The sequence below is a fragment of the Allosalinactinospora lopnorensis genome (genome assembly GCF_000981225.1).
In the GTDB taxonomy this organism is placed as follows: domain Bacteria; phylum Actinomycetota; class Actinomycetes; order Streptosporangiales; family Streptosporangiaceae; genus Allosalinactinospora; species Allosalinactinospora lopnorensis.
In genome coordinates, this window is sequence record NZ_LAJC01000072.1 from 1 (window position 1) to 18,800 (window position 18,800).

Sequence of the window (18,800 nt, forward strand, 5' to 3'; positions counted from 1 at the left end):
GGCTGTGCCACCGCCTCATCGGGCGCCGACCGGGTACAACAGTGCCGACCGCCCGGCTATTCCAGCCGCTCATCCGGCTGCTACAGCTTCTCGATCGGCGCGAACTTGACCAGGAAGTCCTTCTCGCCGATGTCGGCGCCGAAGTCGATGCGCGCCTTGGTCTTGTCCCCCGCACCGTCGACCAGCAGCACGGTGCCCAGTCCGAACGAGTCGTGGTTGACCTTGTCTCCGGGGGTGAGCGTAGGCACATCCCTCGCCGCCTTGGCGGAGGGGGAAGCGGTACGCGGCCGGCTCGGTACTCCCGTGAACGAGGACTCGGACCGGCGCCACTCGACGAGCTCCGGCGGGATCTCGTCGAGGAATCGCGACGGCGGGTTGTAGGACGGCGTTCCCCACGCACTGCGGACCGCCGACCTGCTCACGTACAACCGCTCCTGCGCCCGGGTGATTCCCACGTAGGCGAGCCGCCGTTCCTCCTCCAGCGCCGTCTTGTCCCCCAGCGTCCGCATGTGCGGGAAGACCCCGTCCTCCATGCCTGTGAGGAACGCCACCGGGAACTCCAGCCCTTTGGCCGCGTGCAGGGTCATCAGCGTGACGACCCCTCCGCGCTCGTCCGCGTCCGGGATCTGGTCCGTGTCGGCGACCAGGGAGATCTGCTCCAGGAAGTCCACCAGGGTGGGGCCGTCCTCCTCGGGCTCCCCCGCAGCGGGACCGTCCTCCTCCTCTTCGGGGTAGAGCGGTCCCGTGAAGGTGTTCTCGAACTCCCGCGCCACCTCGACGAACTCCTCCAGGTTCTCCAGGCGGCTCTCGTCCTGGATGTCTTTGGAGTTCTCCAGCTCGGACAGGTATCCGGTTCGTTGCAGTACCGCGTCCACGATCTCAGCAGGGGTGATGGTGGGAACCAGCTCCTCGAGCTCCGCCATGAGGGAGACGAATTCCCGGACGGCCTTCAGCGAGCGTGTGGCGATCCCCGGCGCTTCGTCTGCTCTGCGCAGCGCCTTGGCGAAGGAGATCCGCTCGCGCGCGGCGAAGAGCTCGATCGTCTCCTCGGCCCGGTCCCCGATACCGCGCTTCGGAACGTTCAGGATCCGGCGCAGACTCACCGTGTCCTCGGGATTGGCGAGTACCCGCAGGTAGGCGAGGATGTCCCGGATCTCCTTGCGCTCGTAGAAGCGCACTCCGCCGACGATCTTGTATGGCAGCCCGGTCCGGATGAACACGTCCTCGAACACTCGGGACTGGGCGTTGGTCCGGTAGAACACGGCGACCTCGCCCGGCGCGCACACGCCGTCGTCGGTCAGGCTGTCGATCTCCCCGACGACGAAGGCCGCCTCGTCATGCTCGTTGTCGGCGACGTAGCCGGACAGCGAGGGGCCACCTCTCTGTTCCGACCAGAGGTTCTTGGCGGGCCGATCGGCGTTGCGCTCGATGACGGCGTTCGCCGCCGTCAGGATGTTCTGCGTGGAGCGGTAGTTCTGCTCCAGCAGGATCGTGCGCGCCTCGGGATAGTCGCGCTCGAACTCCAGGATGTTCCGGATCGTCGCGCCGCGGAACGCGTAGATGGACTGGTCGGCGTCCCCTACGACGCACAGTTCCGACGGCGCGTCCCCGGTGCCGACAAGCTCCCGGACCAGCACGTACTGGGCGTGGTTGGTGTCCTGGTACTCGTCGACGAGGATGTGCCGGAACCGGCGCCGGTAGTGTTCCGCGACCTCGGGGAACATCTGCAGCAGGTTGACCGTGATCATGATCAGGTCGTCGAAGTCCATCGCGCCGGCCTCGTGCAGCCGCTGCTGGTACAGCGTGTAGGCCTCGGCGAGTTTCTTCTCCTGCTCGGTCTGCGCCCGTTCGGCGAAGGTGTCGTAGTCGACGAGCTCGTTCTTGAGGTTGGACACCTGCGCCGAGAAGGACTTCGGCGGATAGCGCTTGGGGTCCAGGTCCATCTCGCGGCAGACCAGTTGCATCAGCCGCTGTGAGTCGGCCGAATCATAGATGGTGAAGCTGCTCGGGTAGCCCAGTCGGGTCGCCTCGCGGCGCAGAATGCGCACGCAGGCCGAGTGGAAGGTCATCACCCACATCGCGTTGGCGACACGGGTGCCCAGCAGACCCTCGATGCGTTCCTTCATCTCCGCGGCCGCCTTGTTGGTGAAGGTGATCGCGAGGACTTCACCGGCGCGTATTCCCCGCTCGGCGAGCAGGTAGGCGATGCGGTGGGTGAGTACCCGGGTCTTGCCGGAGCCCGCACCCGCGACGATCAACAACGGACTGCCGGAGTGCGTCACGGCGTCGCGCTGGGGGACGTTGAGACCTTCGAGAAGTTGCTCTTGGGACGACACGCCTCCAGATTACGGGGGGCCGCGGGTGCCCGTCTCCCGCTCGGCGGAGCCCGGTTCCCCGCTCCTCGCGCACCGGTCTAGCCTTGGGTGCGCACATCCGGTCCCGTCCACCTTGGGGGAGAACGTGCGCGTCTTCGTCGACTGCGATCCCGGCATCGATGACGCACTCGCGCTTGCCTACCTGAGCGCGCAGCCGGAAGTGGAGATCGCCGGCATCGGAGCGGTCTTCGGCAACAACACGGTCAGGCAGACGACGGACAACGCCCTCCGCCTAGTGGAGCTGTACGGCTGCCCCGAGACCCCTGTCGCGTCCGGCGCGGCGCGGCCGCTCGTGCAGCCGCCGAAGCCCAGCGAGCACGTCCACGGCGCCAATGGTCTCGGGAATGTCGAGACTCCGGCACCGCACGGAAGCCCGGCCGCCGAGTCGGCCGCGGAGCTGCTGGTCCGGCTGGCCCGTTCGGATCCTGGCGAGATCGACGTGCTCGCCATCGGCCCGTTGACGAACCTGGCCCTGGCGCTCGGCTTGGAACCGGAACTGCCGAAACTGGTCCGCCGCGTGGTGATAATGGGCGGTGCCGTGCGGGTGCCGGGCAACCTGACCCCCTGGGCCGAGGCCAACATCGTCAACGACCCTGAGGCCGCCGAGGTGGTGCTCGCCGCCGGGTTCCAGGCGACGCTGGTCGCACTGGACGTCACCATGAAGACGGTGGCGCCGGGCGCCTGGTTGGACGAGCTGAAGACCGTCAGCGGCGAACGCGCCCGGCTGGCATCGCGGTTCCTGGAGTTCTACACCGGCTGGTACAGCGAGGTCTTCGGGGTCCGCCAGTGCGCGATGCACGATCCGCTGGCCGCCGCGATCCTGGTCGACCCCGCTCTTGTGACCGACGCGGTCGAGGTCGGTGTCCGGGTCGAGCTGAAGGGCGAGCACACGCGCGGGCTCACCATAGCCGACCTGCGCCCCAACGCCGACCCCTCCGACCAGCGCCCCAAACTCACGCTCGCCACCGAGGCCGACGGGCCGGCGCTCCTGAAGCGCATGCTGGACGCACTGCGCTGACGTGCCGCCGTACCCGGCTCAGAGCAGCTTGCGCGCCGTGGCCCAGCGGCTGAGCTCATGCCGGTTGGAGAGCTGGAGCTTGCGCAGCACCGAGGAGACGTGGGTCTCCACGGTCTTCACCGAGATGAAGAGTTCCTTCGCCACTTCCTTGTAGGCGTAGCCGCGCGCGATGAGGCGCAGGACCTCGCGCTCCCGCTGGGTGAGGCGGTCGAGTTCGGGGTCCATGGGCGGGGAGTCCGTGGCCGCGAACGCGTCCAGCACGAATCCGGCGAGGCGCGGGGAGAACACCGCGTCGCCGTCGGCGACCCGGACGATCGCGTCGGCGAGCTCCTTGCCCGAGATCGTCTTGGTGACATAGCCGCGCGCGCCGCCGCGGACCACGCCGATGACGTCCTCGGCAGCGTCGGAGACCGACAGCGCGAGGAACTTGATGTCCGGGTGGTGGGACAGCACCCGGCGCAGCACCTCCACACCGCCCCCGCCGGGCAGGTGCACGTCGAGCAGTACGAGGTCGGGCTGGTGCTCGCTGATGACGTGGACGGCACCGTCGACGTCGCCGGCCTCGCCGATGACCTCGACCGCGTTGCCCAGTTCCCCGCGGACTCCGCTGCGGAAGAGCCGGTGGTCGTCCACGATGACCACGCGCGGCACCGCGGCGCCGCTGCCGAAGGTGGTGTTGTCGTCTGCCACGTCATGGACTTTACCCATCCGAGCAGGGCAGCGGCATCCCACTGGGCGGCTGCGGCCGGATCCGGTCCGCCGGAACGGGTCCTCAGCCGAATTCCGGGATACGCGGCATACGCAATTGGACCTCAGTGCCCTCCCCGGGGGCGGTGCGGACGCGGGCCTCTCCGCCGTGCCGTTTCATCCGCCCGATGATCGAGCCGCGCACGCCCATGCGGTCGTCGGGGACGGCGTCGAGGTCGAACCCCTGGCCGCGGTCCCGGACGAAAATGAGCACCTCCTTCGGTTCGACCTCACCGAACACGGAGATGCTGTCGGCCCCCGCGTACTTGGAGGCGTTGACCATCGCCTCCCGGGAGGCCTGCAGTTCCGCCCGGATGCCGTCGTCGATCGGGCCGTCGCCGACGCAGACCACCTCGATCGGCACCCCGTGGGACTCCTCCACTTCGGCGGCGACCCGCTCCAGCGCGGGCTTGACCGTGGTGTCGGCGTCGGCGGGACGCTGGTACAGCCAGCTGCGCAGTGCGCGCTCCTGGACACGGGCCAGCCGCTGGACTTCGCGCGGGTCGTCGGCCCGGCGCTGGATGAGGGTGAGCGTGTGGAGCACGGAGTCGTGGATGTGCGCCGCGAGTTCGGCGCGCTCCTGGTTGCGGATGCGCTCGCGGCGCTCCCGGTCGCGTTCCCGGACCAGGCCGACGATCCACGGTGCGGCGATCAGGGAGATGCCCGCGAGCATGGTGGCCGCGAAGGTCAGGCCCGTGCGGGCCTCCTGGAGTTGCTGCTGGAAGACGAGGAAGCCGATGACGCCGATGACGATGAGGAGGACGCCGGCTCCGATGCGCACCCAGCCTTTCCTGCTAGGCAGGGCCGTCGTGGACACCCACTCGTCGCGGAGGGCGGGGTTGGCCTGCTGCCAGAGGACGGCGGCGCCCAGCGCGCCGAAGATGAGGAACCAGAGCAGCGGATCGAACATCCCGCCGAAGACGAGGAAGAGCATGCTCAGCACGGCCGCCAGGGCGAGGTAGCCGAGCAGCCGCCCGACGTCGCGCCGTTTCCCGGGCGTGCCGCTCTCCTCGCCGGTGTCCTGCGCGGTTTCGGGTTCCACCGGCACGAAGAACACCAGCACGACGTACACGGCGATACCGATCCCGCCGAAGCCCAAGGCGAGAAGCGCCAGGCGGGACACGATCGGGGGGATCCCGAGGTGCTGGGCCAGCCCGGCCGCGACCCCGGCGAGCAGCCGGCCGTCGCGCGCACGGTAGAACCGCGGCGTTTCGCCGGCTGTCTCCGCCACCGATGTACCTTCCCCTCCTCGCCTGTGCTCTTCCCAGAATGCCCCGTGATCACCGCGGCGGCATCAGGGACGGGCCCCGGAGTGTCCCGGAACGCCTCAGGGTGTGGTCAGGGTCGTCCCGGATGGGAACCGGTGCCGGTGAGAGGCGAGGATGGGAACGTGAAGGAGACGTGGTGACCGACCGTGGCAGACGAGCGAGAGCCGGTGGACGGCGCAGAGCAGCAAGAGCCGGGCACGGCCGGGTCCACTAGCCCGCCGGGCAGGGGCCACGGTCGGGAGCTGCGCAAGAACGCCGAGGCCGGCGTAGTCACAGGGGTCTGCGCCGGCCTCGGCGAGTACACGCGTGTCGATCCTGTTGTGTGGCGGGTCGCGTTCGCCATCACCGGGCTCGCCTGCGGCACCGGTCTGTGGCTCTACATCGCCGCGTGGATGATGATGCGGGATTCCGAGGGCGGTCCGGCGATGTCGGAACAGCTACTCGACCGCCGTTTCGCTCCCGAGTCCGTGCTGTCCGTCCTGGTCCTGGGGCTGGCCGCGGCCACGGCGCTCAGCCTGGTCGGCGGGATCAGCTGGGGCACGCTCGTCCTCGCCACACCGCTCATCCTCGGCCTGCTGACCGCGCACAACCGCGGCGTGGATCTGCGGCAGACGTTCCGCGACCTCCCCGAGCAGTGGCGGACGAGCGAGCCGCCCCCGGCAGCGCCGGAGCCGGAGCCGGCACCGGCCTACTACAACCCGGCCCAGCCGTGGGCCGCGGCTCCGAGCGGGCCGATCGACCTCGCCGTCGTTGGGGACCGGAACGCGCGAAGCACCCGGGAGAGCGCGGACGGCGACACCGGGGAGGACGAGGGCGAAGACCGTGAGGAGACGGCCCGCACGGCGGCGGAACGGGCCCGGAGATCAGCGGAGAGAGCGCGTGATCAGGCTCGAAGAACCCGGGAGCGCCGGAGGGCGAAACGGCACGAGAAGGGCGTTCTGCTGTTCGGCCTGGTTTTCTTGGCCATCGTGGCGGCGACCGGTATCACGTTCGGCCTCACCGGAGGGCCCTCGCTGTCCGCCCTGCTGGGCCCCGAGACCGGACCCGTCTACCTGGGAAGTGTCGTCGCGATCGTCGGTGTGGCCCTGCTCGCGGGGACCTGGGTGGGCAACCCCCGTGGTCTGGTCGTCCTGGGCACGCTGCTGACCGTGCTGCTGGTCGGCGTGTCGAGCACGAACCTGACCGGCATCCGGATCGGCACTGCGGAGTGGCGTCCCACGACGGCCGCCGAGGACCGAGAGTACCACCTCACCGCGGGCAGGGCCGAACTGGACCTGACCGGGATGACGCTGCGGCCGGGCGATCAGGTGGAGGTCAGCGCGAGCGTGCGCCTCGGCGAGATAGACGTGCTGGCCCCGGACACGGCGCGGGTGGACGTGCGCGCTACGACGACGGTCGGTCGGATCCGGATCGACGACTCGGTCCGTTCCGGAACCCTGCTCGATGTCAGCAGGAGCCTGGATCCCGAGACCCCGGGGAAGAGACGCCCGGCGGAAAAAGCGGACCAGCGGGAGGAGCCGCAGGAAGGGGAGTCCGAACCGCCTGTTCTGGTCGTGCGCCTGGCATCCTACGGCGCCGATATGGAGGTGCGGCGTGTCACGCCTTAAGAAGACCGATTGGGCATCGTTCGTCGCCGGTCTGCTGTTCGTGTCCCTTGGTGTGGTGTTCGTCATCAGCGGCTCGACGAACTGGAGTTTCGGCGCGATATGGATCCTGCCGGTACTCGCCATCGGCTTGGGGATCGTAGCGATCGCCCGCGCCCTCGTCCGCGCACGGGACCGCCGCGAGCCGGGTCCCGACGCAGAGACCTGACCGGGTCCCGTTTCCGCTCCGCGGGCTCCGCCGGCGGAGCGCCGCAACCACGCCGGGAACCAGGCTTCTCGGGAATTCCCGGCACTCCGCTGTTTTCGGACGAAAACCGCGGAAGCGGGTCAGGTGCGCTCCATTCGAAAAGCTTTTACGAGTCACACCGAATCGGGCACACGCGGGCCTTCCCTCTTTTATGCCGCAGGGACGGAGAATCCCGAGCGCATCCGCTGTGAACTGGGGCTACTACCGCGAGTCGCTCTCCGAATTCCAGCTCGGCATGTTCGCATATATCTGAGGATGGCGCTTCCCACTTTCCATGCGAACAACTCGTACACGCCATCTTCGGGAGGAATTATGAAGAGACCCCTAGTCGGGATGGCTGTCGCGGGAATCGTGTCCATCGCCGCGGTCGGCGGCGGCTACGCCGCACAGGCGGATGATCTCAGCGGGCTCTATGGGTCGGTCCCGCACGCCACTGAGAGGAAGGAGGCCCCGCACGAGTCACCGCGCGGCGGATACGGACCCCCGGAGTACCCGGAATACGAGAACTACGGCGATCACAGCGAGCACGCGAAATACCCGGAATACGAGAACTACGGCGATCGCGGGGGGCACGACCGCCATGGCCGCGCCCCTGGCGAGCGCGGGTCCGAGGAAGGCGATACGCCCGCCACGGGCCACCCGCCGGAGGGCATGGGCGGAGAGTCCGGGCAGGACGCCCCACCCGAGGAGGGCGTGCTGCCGGGCGAGGGCACGCTGCCCGAGGAGCAGGCCTCCGAAGAGCTGACCTCCGAAGATCGGGCGTCCGAGGAACAGGGATCCGAGGAGCACGCGGAGGACGAGGCCGCCACGACGCTGCCGGTGACCGGCGGCCCGCTGGCGGTGCTCGCGCTCATCGGCGTGGCGGCACTCGCCGCGGGCGCCGCGCTTCTCGGTGTCGCGCGGCGCCTGCGCTACAAGCCTCGGCATTGAGCCGAACGCCTCGTCCACGTCCGAGCGGGGCCGGCGCCGACAGCGCGTCGGAAGGGTGTTCCCGCACCGGAGAACCGCCGGCCGGCCCCTGCCGAAGGGCCGGCCGGTACCGACGCCGGGGCTTCGCTCCGTGTCCGCCTCTACTCGCCCTGCCAGTCGGGCTTGCGCTTCTCGGCGAACGCCGCTGCGCCCTCCATCGCGTCCTTGCTGACGAAGATCGGCGAGATGATCTCGTCCTGCTTCGCCCACATCTCCTCGCTCGACCAGTCGTCCGACTCGGTGATGACCCGCTTGGACGCCGCGACCGCCAGTGGGGCGTTGGCGGCCACATGCGCGGCCAGCTCCCGTGCCCCCTCCAGCGCCCCGCCGCTGGGGGTGACCCGGTTGACCAGGCCGAGTTCGGCTGCCCGTGAGGCGCCGACGTATTCACCGGTCAGCACGAACTCCATGGCGATGTTGCGCGGAATCCGGTGCTGCAGCCGGAGCAGCCCGCCGGCACCGGCGACGAGTCCGCGCTTGACCTCGGGAACGCCGAACCTGGCGTCCTCGGCGGCGACCACGAGGTCGCACCCCAGGACCGCCTCGAACCCTCCGGCCAGCGCATACCCTTCGACCGCGGCGATCAGCGGCTTCTTCGGCGGGCGCTTCGCGAGCCCGGCGAATCCGCGCCCATCGATCACGGGGACCTCTCCCTGCATGAACGCCTTGAGGTCCATCCCGGCGCAGAACGTGCCGCCCGCGCCGGTGAGGATGCCGACGGTGAGGTCTTTGCGGGCGTCCAGGTCATCCAGCGCATCGGCGATGGCCCGGGCGACCGCGGCGTTGACCGCGTTCTTGGCCTTGGGCCGGTTGATCGTGATGACGGCGACACCGTCCCCCGTCGTGTAGAGCACCTCGTCGCTCATGAAGGTCTCCTGTCCTCGCTATTTCTGCGGCATGCGCAGGCCGCCGTCGATCCGGACGACCTCGGCGTTCATGTAGCTGATCTCCAGCAGGCACCGGACCAGCCTGCCGAACTCGGCCGGGGTTCCCATGCGCTTGGGGAACAGGATCGGTGAGGTCAGCCGCTCCTTGAGTTCCTCGGCTCTCTCGCCCTCACCGTAGATGGGGGTGTCGATAATCCCCGGTGCCGCGGTGTTGACGCGCACACCGATGGCGGCGAGGTCGCGCGCGGCGGGCAGCGTCATGCCGATGACGCCGCCCTTCGAGGAGGAGTAGGCGATTTGGCCGACCTGGCCCTCGATCCCCGCGAGGGAGGCGGTGTTGACGATCGCGCCGCGCTCCCCGTCCTCGCTCGCCGGCTCGGTCCGCGCCATCGCGGCGGCCGCCAGTCGCACCAGGTTGAACGTGCCGACCAGGTTGACGTCGATGACCTTTTTGTAGCTGGCAAGGTCGTGCGGCTTGCCCTCGCGGTCGATCGTGCGGGTGGCCCATCCGATGCCGGCGCAGGACACAGCCGCACGCAGCGGTCTCCCGGTGCCCACGGCGGCCCGCACCGCGGCCTCGACCTGGTCCTCCTCGGCCACATCGGTGGTCACGAAGACACCACCGATCTCCTTGGCCAGCTCCTCACCGCGCTCGGCGTTGAGGTCGGCGATGACGACAGTCGCTCCCGCGGAGGCCAGTTCCTTGACGGTCGCCTCGCCCAGCCCACTCGCGCCCCCGGTTACGAGGGCGGCAACTCCATTCAGCTCCATGCGCGGCACTCTACAGACTCGGCGCCCGCACGACTAGAACGGGGTTCGGTTTTGGTGTGTCCCACGTCTCGCCCGGAGGACCGGGGAAGCGGGGAGAAGCCGCGCGGGACCGCCGTCACCGGCCGCCGCGGGCGGAGTCGCCGGCCGGTGGCCGACCGTCCTCGGAGTAGCGGAGGAACGTCGCGGGAGGACCGGAACATTAGCATCCGGCTCGTGGCCACGGGTTTCCCTCCCTCCTGTGGTTCTGTACGCCCCCGCGACCGGATTCGGACAGCGAAGACGGAAGGAACGGAGGACAAGATCGGCAGGGAGGGCGATCTCCGAGTAACCTGTCGGGGTGACTTGTCCAAAGTGCCAAGGTCTGATGCGCACCTTCGACCGTCAGGGAATCCATCTCGAGCGCTGCGAGCAGTGCGGGGGGATCTTCCTCGACCGGGGCGAACTGGAGCAGATCGTCAGCGCCGAACAGCAATACTACGGTTCCCCGCCCCCGTATTCAGGAGGAGGTCAGACGGCTCCTCCCCCCGCGTACCGCGGCTACAAGGACTCGCCGCGCCCCTACGGCTCCTATCCCGACTCGCCTCCGCCGTACGGACACGGACGGCGCAAGCGGCGGAGTTTCCTCGAGTCGCTGTTCGACTGACCGCTGGTGAATCCGCTGATCTGCGCCCACTGCGGGGCGCTGGCAGAGACCCCGCACGTGGAGCCGCGACGCCCTGTGCTCGTCTGCTGCACGTGCGGTCACCGGCAGCGCTTCCGGCGGCTGCCGCTGTGGTGTGTCACCGGTCCCAGCGGCACCGGAAAGTCCACGGTGTCCCGGCTGCTCGTCGAGCGGCTCGACGACCGGTTCGTCGTCATGGAGCAGGACGTGCTGTGGCTTCCCGGGTTGCAGGATCCACGGGGCAACCACCGCGCGTTCCGCTCCGCATGGCTGCGTATGGCCGCGATGATCCATCAGAGCGGCCGCTCGGTCGTACTGTGCGGCACGGTGGTGCCGCCGGAGTTCGAGTCGCTGGGTGAACGGTCCCTCTTCTCCGACATCCACTACCTCGCGCTGGTGTGCGAACCGGAGGTGCTCGCGGCGCGGCTGCGGGCCCGGCCCGCTTGGCGGGAGTGGTCGGAGCCGCGGATCGCGGAGACCGTTGAGTTCAACGGGTGGATCCGGGCGTCGGCCGGTGATATGTCGCCGCCGATGAGCCTGGTGGACACCACGCACGAGCCCGTTTCGGCCACGGTCGAGCGGGTCTGCGGGTGGCTCGACGGCTCGGCCGGAGAAGCGGGCGCCCCCGAGGAGGCGCCGGCCCTGGAGGAGCGGTAGCCCCGGTCGGCCCTCGCCGAGCCGCTCGCCCTTCACCAGTGTGGACGCGCGGGCCGCGCCCTGCCCCCCGGATAGGGCGCGGCCTTGGGGTGCGGGGACTCCCTCAGACGGTCAGTTCCTTGGTGACGCGCTCCAGGTTGGAGGCGCACGACTCGCGGGCGCGCTCCTCCCAGGCGAATACGCACACCGTGGCGACGCCGTCGAACCTCATCTCCCGCAGGGTCGCGAAGAAGACGTCCCAGTCCACCTCGCCCTGCCCGATGTCCAGGTGCTGGTGGATACGGGCCGGTGTTCCGGGCGGGTTCAGGATGTAGCGCAGCCCCGAGGACCCCTTGTGGTCGAAGGAGTCCGCAATGTGCACGTGCCGCAGTTTGTCCCCGGCGTAGTGCATCATCGCGCGGATGTCGGCGCCCGGGTCCTCGCCGGACAGGTGGAAGGTGTGCGGCGCGCAGTACAGGTAGTTCACCCACGGCTTGTTGATCGCCCGCACCAGGTCCACCGCCGGCGCGTTGACCTCGCAGAAGTCATCGGGATGCGCTTCGAGGTTGAGGGCGATCCCCTCGCGCTCGAAGATCGGCAGCAGTTCCTCCAGTGACTTCCAGAAGGCGGCCTCGCTCTCGGCGGCTTTCTCCGGGCGCCCGTTGAACTCGGAGTTCATCAGGGTGCAGCCCATCTCGACCGCGACCTCGATCATCCGCTTCCAGTACCGCACCGCCGCCTGGCGCTCTTCCTCGACAGGGCTGGACCACCTGTACAGCGGCAGGATGCTCGACAGCTGCACACCCGTCTCGCGCAGCGCCTTCCTGAACTCGGCCACCCGGTCGTCGTCGGCCCGCGGGTGCAGGAAAAAGGGCATGAACTCCTCCCGCGGCGACAGCTCGATATGGGAGTAGCCGATGTCGGCGACCGTCCGCACCATCTCCGGGACGGGGAGCGCGCGGAACATGAATGGGTCCACGGCGATCTTCATGTCTCTTTCTCCTTTCTTCCTCGTCCCGCAGGTCAGCCGTAGAAGGCCGGGCGCTCCTTGAGCCCGGCGCCGACGATTCGGCCGGAGTGCAGCGCCTCCACGGTCGCGTCGCCGATCATCGCCGCGGCGTAGCCGTCCCATGAGCTGGGGCCCAAGACGCGCCCGTTGGCGACCGAGTCGATCCACTCCTGGATCTCGACGTCGTAGGCCTGGCCGAACCGGTCCTTCCAGTGCTGCAGCACGACCGTGTGCGCCCGGCCCGCGGTGCGCAGAAGCGGCTGCTCGGGGTCGGCCAGTTGCACGGTTCCGGTCTCACCCACCACCTCGCACTTGATGTCGTAGCCGTACTGGCAGTTCACGAACACCTCGACATCGACGCGCGCCCCGCTGAAGGTCTCGAAGAGCATGATCTGCGGATCCTGCAGGTGGTCGAAGCGCTTGGCGGTCCTGCGCGGCTTGAGCACCTGGGCGGAGGCGATCTCGTCGTCCAGCAGCCAGCGCACGGCGTCGATCTCGTGGATGGCGGTGTCGTGCGTGGCCATCTCCGAGTGGTAGGACTCCGGAACGGTGGCGTTGCGGTGCACGCAGTGCATCATCAGCGGGGTACCCACCTCCCCGGCGTCGACGGCCCGCTTCATCGCCCGGTAGCCGGCGTCGTAGCGGCGCATGAAACCGACCTGCACGAGGCGCCGGCCGTGCTTCATCTCGACCTCGACGATCCGCAGGCAGTCCTCGGCCGTTGTGGCCAGGGGCTTCTCGCAGAACACCGGCTTTCCGGCCTCGATGGCGCCCAGAACGGGGTCGGTGTGGGCGAATCCCGGGGAGGTGACCAGCACCGCGTCCACATCATCGGCGCTGATCACCTCCTGGCCGGTCGGCAGTGATCGCGCCCCAGCACCGGACGCCACCTCCGCGGCCCGCTCGGCGTCGATGTCGGTCACCGCCACGACCTCGGCTCCGTTCACCACCGTGGTGAGCCGGCGGATGTGGTCGGCGCCGATCATCCCGGCGCCGATCACGCCAACCTTGACGGCCATCGTCATCCCTTCCTCTCCGCTTGGTGCGGCAGCTCCGGTTCCACGCTTTCCTTGGACTTGACGCCGTGCAGCGGGTCCACCTCGGGAACCTGGCCGCGCTCCAGCTCGTGCTCCAGGGCGTCGAGCTCCGCGCCGCCGGCCATGTGGTGGGTCAGGTCCTGCAGCGACAGCTCGGAGCGGGGGGCGTCGAACTCCATCTCGCCGAGCTTGATCACCACGAAGTGGTCGCCAACCATGAACGCGTGGTGCGGGTTGTGGGTGATGAAAATGACGCCCAGCCCGGCGTCGCGCGCGGCGTTGATGTACTTGAGCACCACACCCGACTGCTTGACACCGAGCGCGGCGGTGGGCTCGTCCAGGATCAGCACCCGCGCGCCGAAGTAGATCGCGCGGGCGATGGCCAGCACCTGTTTCTGGCCGCCGGAGAGGTTCTGCACGGGCAGATCGATGTTGGGCAGGTCGATGCCCATCTTCTGCAGTTCCTCGTCGCAGATCGCGCGCATCCGCTTGACGTCGAGGCGGCGGAACGGGCCCGCCCCGGTGCTCAGCTCCGATCCGAGGAAGAAGTTCCGCCACACCGGCATCAGCTGCACGATCGCCAGGTCCTGGTAGACCGTCGCGATGCCGCGGTTCAGGGCCTCGCGGGGCGAGGAGAACTTCACCGGCCGCCCGTCCACCCGGTACTCGCCGGAGGTGGGCTCGTGCAGGCCCGCGATGATCTTGATCAGGGTGGACTTTCCCGCGCCGTTGTCACCCAGGATGCAGGTGACCTCGCCGGTGCTGACCTTCAGGTCCACCCCGGACAGCGCTCTGATGTTGCCGAAGGACTTGCCCACGCCCCTCAGCTCCACGATGGGCCCGGACCCGCCCTCCTCGACGGGCGGCCCCGGTTTGGCCTGTGTGGTACCGGTCGTCGTAGCCACCTCGGTCACCTCTTGCTCGTCTGTGTGCGGACCCAGGTGTTGACGATGACCGCTGTGAGCAGCATCGCCCCGACGAAGAACATCACCCAGTTGTTGTCCCAACCGGCGTAGACGATCCCCTGCCTGGTCATGCCGTAGATGAAGGCGCCGATGACCGCGCCGATCACGGTGCCGTAGCCGCCGGTGAGCAGGCAGCCGCCCACGACCGCCGCCATGATGTAGAGCAGCTCGTTGCCGACGCCCTCACCGGACTGAACGGTGTTGAACTGGAACAGCATGTGCATGCCGACGAACCAGGCCATGAAGCCCACCGTCATGAACAGCCCGACCTTGACCTTGTTCACCGGCACACCGACGGCGCGCGCGCTCTCCTTACTGCCGCCGATCGCGTAGATCCAGTTGCCCACCCTGGTGCGCAGCAGCACCCAGGTGGCTATCGCGGCGAAGACCAGCCACCAGATGACCGTCGCCCGGATGTTGAACCCGGCGAAGGAGGCCTCGGAGGCGAACACGGCCTTCGCGGAGGCGAACCCGTCCATGTTGGAGATGTTCTGGGTGGCCACGCTGCCGGTGACCAGCTTGGTCACCGCCACGTTGAGCCCCTGCAGCATCAGGAACATCGACAGGGTGATCAGGAAGCTGGGGATCCTGGTGCGGATCAGCAGCATCCCGTTGACGAACCCGATGGTCAGCGAGACCAGCAGCGCCACCCCGACCCCGACCCAGACGTTGGTCGTGAACTGGTAGCTGAACATCCCCGCGGTGATCGCCGAGGTGATCACCGCGACGCCGGCGGAGAGGTCGAACTCCCCGCCGATCATCAGCAGCGCCACGGCGATCGCCATCAGCCCGATCGTCGAGCTGGCGTACAGCACCGTCGAGAGCGACGACGCCTGCCGGAACGGCTCGGCCACCGTGAAGAAAACGCTGAACACGACGACGGCACCGATGAGCGACCCCACCTCGGGCCGCGAGAGGAAGCGCCGCAGCAGCGAACGCTGACCGACCCTGAGCGCCTTCTCAGAGCCACCCTCGGGGCTGGTCGCCCTTGGGGTCAGTGTCTGGCTCATCGCTCACTCACCGGGTCCCTTCCTCGGCGTACTGCGCGATCTCGTCGATGTTGTCCTGGTCGATGAACGTCGGGCCGGTCAGCACCGGCTCACCGCCGCCGGAGATGTTGCCGTTGGTGTTGTACAGCCACAGGCCGTCGACGGCCAGGTAACCCTGCAGGTAGGGCTGCTGGTCGACCGCCCACTCAACGTCGCCGTTCTCCAGCGCGCCGACCAGCTCGCGGTTGGTGTCGAAGGTGGCGACCTGGGCTTCGCTGCCGGCATCCTCCACCGAGTCGATCGCGGTCATCGCGAACGGGGCGCCCAACGTGACGACGTAGTCAATGTCCTCGTCCTCCTGCAGCTTGGAGGTGATGCCCGAGCTCACGTCCGGCATGCTGGCGCCGTCGACGTAGAGCGTCTCCGACTCGCCGTCGAAGGTCTCACCGAGTGCGCGGCACCGCTCCTCCAGGGCGACGTGCCCCTGCTCCTGGATCACGCACAGCGCGTTCTCGGCCTCGACATCGTTGAGCCGCTCGCCGAAGGCCTCGCCGGCCAGGGTCTCGTCGGTGCCGAAGTACTCCGTGAGGCCGGCGTCCTCCCAATGGTCGATGCCGGTGTTCAGGCCGACCACCGGGATGCCCGCCTCGACCGCCCTGTCGATCGCCCCCTGCAGGGCGTCCGGCGTGGCCAGTGTCACGGCGATGCCGTCGACGTCCTTGTCCACAGCGTTGCGGATCAGGGTGGCCTGCTCTCCGGCTTCCGGGTTCGACGTGTAGTCCAGCGTGATGTTGCTCTTCGCGGCGGCGTCTTCGGCCCCGGCACGGACTATGTCCCAGAACGTGTCGCCCGGGGCCTGGTGGGTGATCAGCGCGATGGTCATCTCCGGGGTTTCGACGTCGCCGCCGCCTTCGGCCTGTTGGCCGCCCTCTTCGCTGCAGGCGGAGGCCACCATCGTGAGACCTGCTACGGCGGCCAGGAAAGTGAACGGTTTGCGGTTCATGGCGAGAACCTCTCAGGGTGATGCGGGATGAAGGTTGCTTCGGCTTCTAGGTGTCTTTCGTGGTCGTGTTGCGGGAAATCCGGGGCCGCCGGGGACCGCCTGTCGGCGCCGCCAGCGCGGCCGGGTCGGGTTCAGCACAGACAGGGCGGGTTTCACGCCTTCTGGTAGCGGGCCCCCAGACCACAGCTGTTCAGGTACTTGCGGGTGCGGACCGCGATCGGCTTCGGCACATCGAAGTCGCACGGGTAGAGGTCCTGCTCGACGATCACGAAGACCTGCGCGTCGACCTCGCTCAGCGCGTCGATCACCGAGGCCGGGGCGGGAACGCCCGCCGGCGGCTCGACGCAGACGCCGCGCTTGACCGCCTCGCCGAAGGAGAGGTTCTCCTCGGCGACCTGGGCGAGCACGTCGGGGTCCATCTGCTTGATGTGGACGTAGTCGACGCGCTCGGAGTAGCGGCGGATCAGGTCGACGGCGTCGCCGCCCCCGTAGGCCACGTGCCCGGTGTCCAGGCACAGGGAGACGTAGTCGGGGTCGGTGCCGTCGAGGAACCGCTCGATCTCGGACTGGCTCTGGATGTGGGAATCGGCGTGCGAGTGCAGGCACAGCCGCACGTCGTAGTCGTTGCGCAGGATCCTGCCGAGTTCGTTGGCGCCGCGGTGCACCGTCTGCCAGGCGTCCTCGCCCAGGGTCGGCGACTCGGAGTACTCGCCGGTCTTCTCGTCGCGGTACATCGGCGGGATGAACACCAGGTGGTGCGCCCCCACGGCCCTGGTCAGCTCGGCGACCTTGCGGACCGTGGACAGCATGCCGTCCCAGGCGTCCGCACGGTGCAGCGCGCCGAAGACGGTGCCGCCGGAGACCCGCAGGCCGCGCCTGCCCACCTCGTCGGCGAGCCGGTCCGGATCGGTGGGCAGGTAGCCGTAGGGGCCGATTTCCAGCCAGGAGTACCCGGCCTCGGCCAGCTCGTCGAGGAACCGGTACCAGGGGGTCTGGTGCTCGTCGTCGGGGAACCAGACGCCCCAGGAGTCCGGAGCCGATCCCAGTACGAGCCTGCTCGCGGGCTCAGCGGCGCTAGCCATGTCGTCGCCTTTCTTCGCAAGGAGTGCGTTCAGTGCGCTGTGGGGAAGTTGAGCGCGGCCTCGACGGACCGGTTGACGTGCGGCCAGCGGCTGGTGATGACCTTGGCCCGGGTGTAGAAGTCGACCCCCTCGGGTCCGTGGATGTGCTTCTCGCCGAACAGCGAGTCCTTCCAGCCGCCGAAGGAGTAGTGCGACATCGGCACCGGGATCGGTACGTTGACGCCGACCATGCCGACCTTGACTCCGCGGTGGAACCGGCGGGCCGCCTCACCGTCGCTGGTGAAGACCGCGGTCCCGTTGCCGTAGGGGTTGGCGTTGATAAGCGCGATCGCCTCCTCGACACTGGACGAGCGCACGACCACCAGCAGCGGACCGAACACCTCGTCGTCGTAGACGCCCATGCCGGGCTTGACGTGGTCGATGAGGCTCGGGCCGACGAAGAAACCGTCCTCATGGCCGTCCACGGTGAGGTCGCGGCCGTCGACGACGACCCGCGCCCCCTGGCCGGCGCCGCCGGCCACGTAGTTCGCGACCCGGTCGCGCGCCTGCGCGGTGATCACCGGCCCCATTTCGCTGGCCGGGTCGTCGCCGGGTCCGACCTTGATCGCCCTGGCCTTCTTCTCCAGCACCGGGACGAGCGCGTCGCCGGCGTCGCCGACGGCCACGGCCGCCGAGACCGCCATGCAGCGCTGCCCGGCGGAGCCGTAGGCGGCCGCGGTGAGCTGGTCGGCGGCGAAGTCCAGGTCGGCGTCGGGCAGCACCACGGCGTGGTTCTTCGCCCCGCCAAGGGCCTGCACCCGCTTACCTCGGGCGGTGGCCCGCTCGTGGACGTACTTCGCGATCGGGGTGGAGCCCACGAAGGAGACCGCCGCGACATCGGCGTTCTCCAGCAGACCGTCAACGGCGGTCTTGTCGCCGTGCACGACGTTGAACACGCCGCCGGGCAGGCCGGCCTCGGCGTAGAGCTCCGCCACGAAATTGGAGGCGGAGGGGTCGCGCTCGCTCGGCTTGAGCACGAACGTGTTCCCGCAGGCGATGGCGATCGGGTGCATCCACAGCGGCACCATGATCGGGAAGTTGAACGGGGTGATGCCGCCGACGACACCGAGCGGCTGGCGGTAGGAGAAGGAGTCGATGTCGCTGGAGACCTGGTCGGAATAGTCGCCCTTGAGCGCGCTGGTGATACCGCAGGCGAACTCGACGATCTCGCGGCCGCGGACGATCTCGCCCTTGGCGTCCTCGATCACCTTTCCGTGTTCGGCGGCGATGATCCGGGCCAGCTCGTCCTCGTGCTTGACCAGCAGCTCGCGCAGGGTGAACATGACGCGGGTCCGCTTGGTGAGCGAGGAGTCGCCCCAGGAGTCGAACGCCCTCGCGGCCGCCGACACCGCGGCGTCCACGTCCGCGCGCTCGGCCAGCAGGACTTCGGCCTGCCGCTCCCCCGTGGCCGGGTTCCATACCGGGGCGGTGCGGGTGGATCCGGCCGGGGTGAACGCCCCGTCGATCCAGTGTTGGATGGTCTTCATCGCTTC

18 protein-coding genes are annotated in these 18,800 nt (G+C 68.9%); 6 read left to right on the forward strand and 12 right to left on the reverse strand.

Going from position 1 to position 18,800, the window contains the following annotated elements; all coding sequences use genetic code 11:
• Positions 1-80: 80 nt before the first annotated feature.
• Positions 81-2,336, reverse strand: coding sequence for a DNA helicase PcrA (gene pcrA, locus VS93_RS21385; RefSeq protein WP_046471680.1), 2,256 nt, complete (start codon positions 2,334-2,336; stop codon positions 81-83).
• Between the two features lie 124 nt (positions 2,337-2,460).
• On the opposite strand from pcrA, the gene VS93_RS21390 reads away from it, so the two are divergent.
• Positions 2,461-3,393, forward strand: a complete 933-nt coding sequence (locus tag VS93_RS21390) for a nucleoside hydrolase (RefSeq protein ID WP_046471681.1) — start codon at positions 2,461-2,463, stop codon at positions 3,391-3,393.
• An 18-nt stretch (positions 3,394-3,411) separates the two neighbouring features.
• On the opposite strand, the gene VS93_RS21395 is transcribed toward VS93_RS21390, so the two are convergent.
• Positions 3,412-4,101: a response regulator gene (locus VS93_RS21395; protein WP_394298840.1), complete on the reverse strand. Its 690-nt coding sequence runs from the start codon at positions 4,099-4,101 to the stop codon at positions 3,412-3,414.
• A 64-nt stretch (positions 4,102-4,165) separates the two neighbouring features.
• The gene (locus VS93_RS21400; protein WP_046471683.1) at positions 4,166-5,371 is read right to left on the reverse strand and encodes an ATP-binding protein; all 1,206 of its coding nucleotides are present in this window, start codon (positions 5,369-5,371) and stop codon (positions 4,166-4,168) included.
• 183 nt (positions 5,372-5,554) lie between these two features.
• Here VS93_RS21400 and VS93_RS21405 point away from each other — a divergent pair, with 183 nt between their 5' ends.
• The 3 genes from VS93_RS21405 (at position 5,555) to VS93_RS21415 (ending at position 8,189) form a co-directional block, all read left to right on the forward strand.
• Positions 5,555-7,015 (forward strand): PspC domain-containing protein, encoded by a 1,461-nt coding sequence (locus tag VS93_RS21405; RefSeq protein ID WP_052745913.1) that lies wholly within the window; start codon positions 5,555-5,557, stop codon positions 7,013-7,015.
• On the forward strand, positions 7,002-7,220 hold the full coding sequence (locus VS93_RS21410; RefSeq protein ID WP_046471685.1) for a hypothetical protein: 219 nt from the start codon (positions 7,002-7,004) through the stop codon (positions 7,218-7,220). The genes VS93_RS21405 and VS93_RS21410 overlap by 14 nt, the downstream gene beginning before the upstream one ends.
• Before the next feature lie 351 nt (positions 7,221-7,571).
• A complete protein-coding gene (locus VS93_RS21415; protein ID WP_156184960.1) occupies positions 7,572-8,189 on the forward strand; it encodes a hypothetical protein in 618 nt (205 codons plus the stop codon).
• Positions 8,190-8,329: 140 nt separating this feature from the next.
• On the opposite strand, the gene VS93_RS21420 is transcribed toward VS93_RS21415, so the two are convergent.
• Both VS93_RS21420 and VS93_RS21425 read right to left on the reverse strand, forming a co-directional pair.
• Positions 8,330-9,094, reverse strand: a complete 765-nt coding sequence (locus tag VS93_RS21420) for a crotonase/enoyl-CoA hydratase family protein (protein WP_046471687.1) — start codon at positions 9,092-9,094, stop codon at positions 8,330-8,332.
• Between the two features lie 18 nt (positions 9,095-9,112).
• Positions 9,113-9,886, reverse strand: coding sequence for an SDR family NAD(P)-dependent oxidoreductase (locus VS93_RS21425; protein ID WP_046471688.1), 774 nt, complete (start codon positions 9,884-9,886; stop codon positions 9,113-9,115).
• A 337-nt stretch (positions 9,887-10,223) separates the two neighbouring features.
• On the opposite strand from VS93_RS21425, the gene VS93_RS21430 reads away from it, so the two are divergent.
• Complete coding sequence (locus VS93_RS21430) at positions 10,224-10,529, forward strand: TFIIB-type zinc ribbon-containing protein (protein ID WP_082127085.1); 306 nt, start codon at positions 10,224-10,226, stop codon at positions 10,527-10,529.
• Between the two features lie 6 nt (positions 10,530-10,535).
• Positions 10,536-11,204 (forward strand): AAA family ATPase, encoded by a 669-nt coding sequence (locus VS93_RS21435; protein WP_046471690.1) that lies wholly within the window; start codon positions 10,536-10,538, stop codon positions 11,202-11,204.
• A 103-nt stretch (positions 11,205-11,307) separates the two neighbouring features.
• Here VS93_RS21435 and VS93_RS21440 read toward each other — a convergent pair whose 3' ends face one another.
• The 7 genes from VS93_RS21440 to VS93_RS21470 form a co-directional block, all read right to left on the reverse strand.
• Complete coding sequence (locus VS93_RS21440) at positions 11,308-12,174, reverse strand: sugar phosphate isomerase/epimerase family protein (RefSeq protein ID WP_046471691.1); 867 nt, start codon at positions 12,172-12,174, stop codon at positions 11,308-11,310.
• 32 nt (positions 12,175-12,206) lie between these two features.
• Positions 12,207-13,211, reverse strand: coding sequence for a Gfo/Idh/MocA family oxidoreductase (locus tag VS93_RS21445; protein WP_046471692.1), 1,005 nt, complete (start codon positions 13,209-13,211; stop codon positions 12,207-12,209).
• 2 nt (positions 13,212-13,213) lie between these two features.
• Complete coding sequence (locus VS93_RS21450) at positions 13,214-14,065, reverse strand: ATP-binding cassette domain-containing protein (RefSeq protein WP_236700662.1); 852 nt, start codon at positions 14,063-14,065, stop codon at positions 13,214-13,216.
• A gap of 74 nt (positions 14,066-14,139) precedes the next feature.
• Positions 14,140-15,204, reverse strand: a complete 1,065-nt coding sequence (locus VS93_RS21455) for an ABC transporter permease (protein WP_052745914.1) — start codon at positions 15,202-15,204, stop codon at positions 14,140-14,142.
• A 7-nt stretch (positions 15,205-15,211) separates the two neighbouring features.
• Positions 15,212-16,186 carry a substrate-binding domain-containing protein gene (locus tag VS93_RS21460; RefSeq protein WP_046471693.1) on the reverse strand — a complete coding sequence of 325 codons (975 nt, stop codon included), beginning with the start codon at positions 16,184-16,186 and terminating at the stop codon, positions 15,212-15,214.
• 152 nt (positions 16,187-16,338) lie between these two features.
• Complete coding sequence (locus VS93_RS21465; RefSeq protein ID WP_046471694.1) at positions 16,339-17,268, reverse strand: TIM barrel protein; 930 nt, start codon at positions 17,266-17,268, stop codon at positions 16,339-16,341.
• Between the two features lie 29 nt (positions 17,269-17,297).
• Positions 17,298-18,794: a CoA-acylating methylmalonate-semialdehyde dehydrogenase gene (locus tag VS93_RS21470; RefSeq protein WP_046471695.1), complete on the reverse strand. Its 1,497-nt coding sequence runs from the start codon at positions 18,792-18,794 to the stop codon at positions 17,298-17,300.
• Positions 18,795-18,800 lie beyond the last annotated feature (6 nt).

Excerpts from the sequence above, each read along its gene's own strand:
- VS93_RS21395 (WP_394298840.1), bottom strand. The coding sequence starts at position 4,101 with ATGGGTAAAGTCCATGACGTGGCAGACGACAACACCACCTTCGGCAGC.
- VS93_RS21415 (WP_156184960.1), top strand. The coding sequence starts at position 7,572 with ATGAAGAGACCCCTAGTCGGGATGGCTGTCGCGGGAATCGTGTCCATC.
- VS93_RS21420 (WP_046471687.1), bottom strand. The coding sequence starts at position 9,094 with ATGAGCGACGAGGTGCTCTACACGACGGGGGACGGTGTCGCCGTCATC.
- VS93_RS21425 (WP_046471688.1), bottom strand. The coding sequence starts at position 9,886 with ATGGAGCTGAATGGAGTTGCCGCCCTCGTAACCGGGGGCGCGAGTGGG.
- VS93_RS21440 (WP_046471691.1), bottom strand. The coding sequence starts at position 12,174 with ATGAAGATCGCCGTGGACCCATTCATGTTCCGCGCGCTCCCCGTCCCG.
- VS93_RS21445 (WP_046471692.1), bottom strand. The coding sequence starts at position 13,211 with ATGGCCGTCAAGGTTGGCGTGATCGGCGCCGGGATGATCGGCGCCGAC.
- VS93_RS21455 (WP_052745914.1), bottom strand. The coding sequence starts at position 15,204 with ATGAGCCAGACACTGACCCCAAGGGCGACCAGCCCCGAGGGTGGCTCT.
- VS93_RS21460 (WP_046471693.1), bottom strand. The coding sequence starts at position 16,186 with ATGAACCGCAAACCGTTCACTTTCCTGGCCGCCGTAGCAGGTCTCACG.
- VS93_RS21465 (WP_046471694.1), bottom strand. The coding sequence starts at position 17,268 with ATGGCTAGCGCCGCTGAGCCCGCGAGCAGGCTCGTACTGGGATCGGCT.
- VS93_RS21470 (WP_046471695.1), bottom strand. The coding sequence starts at position 18,794 with ATGAAGACCATCCAACACTGGATCGACGGGGCGTTCACCCCGGCCGGA.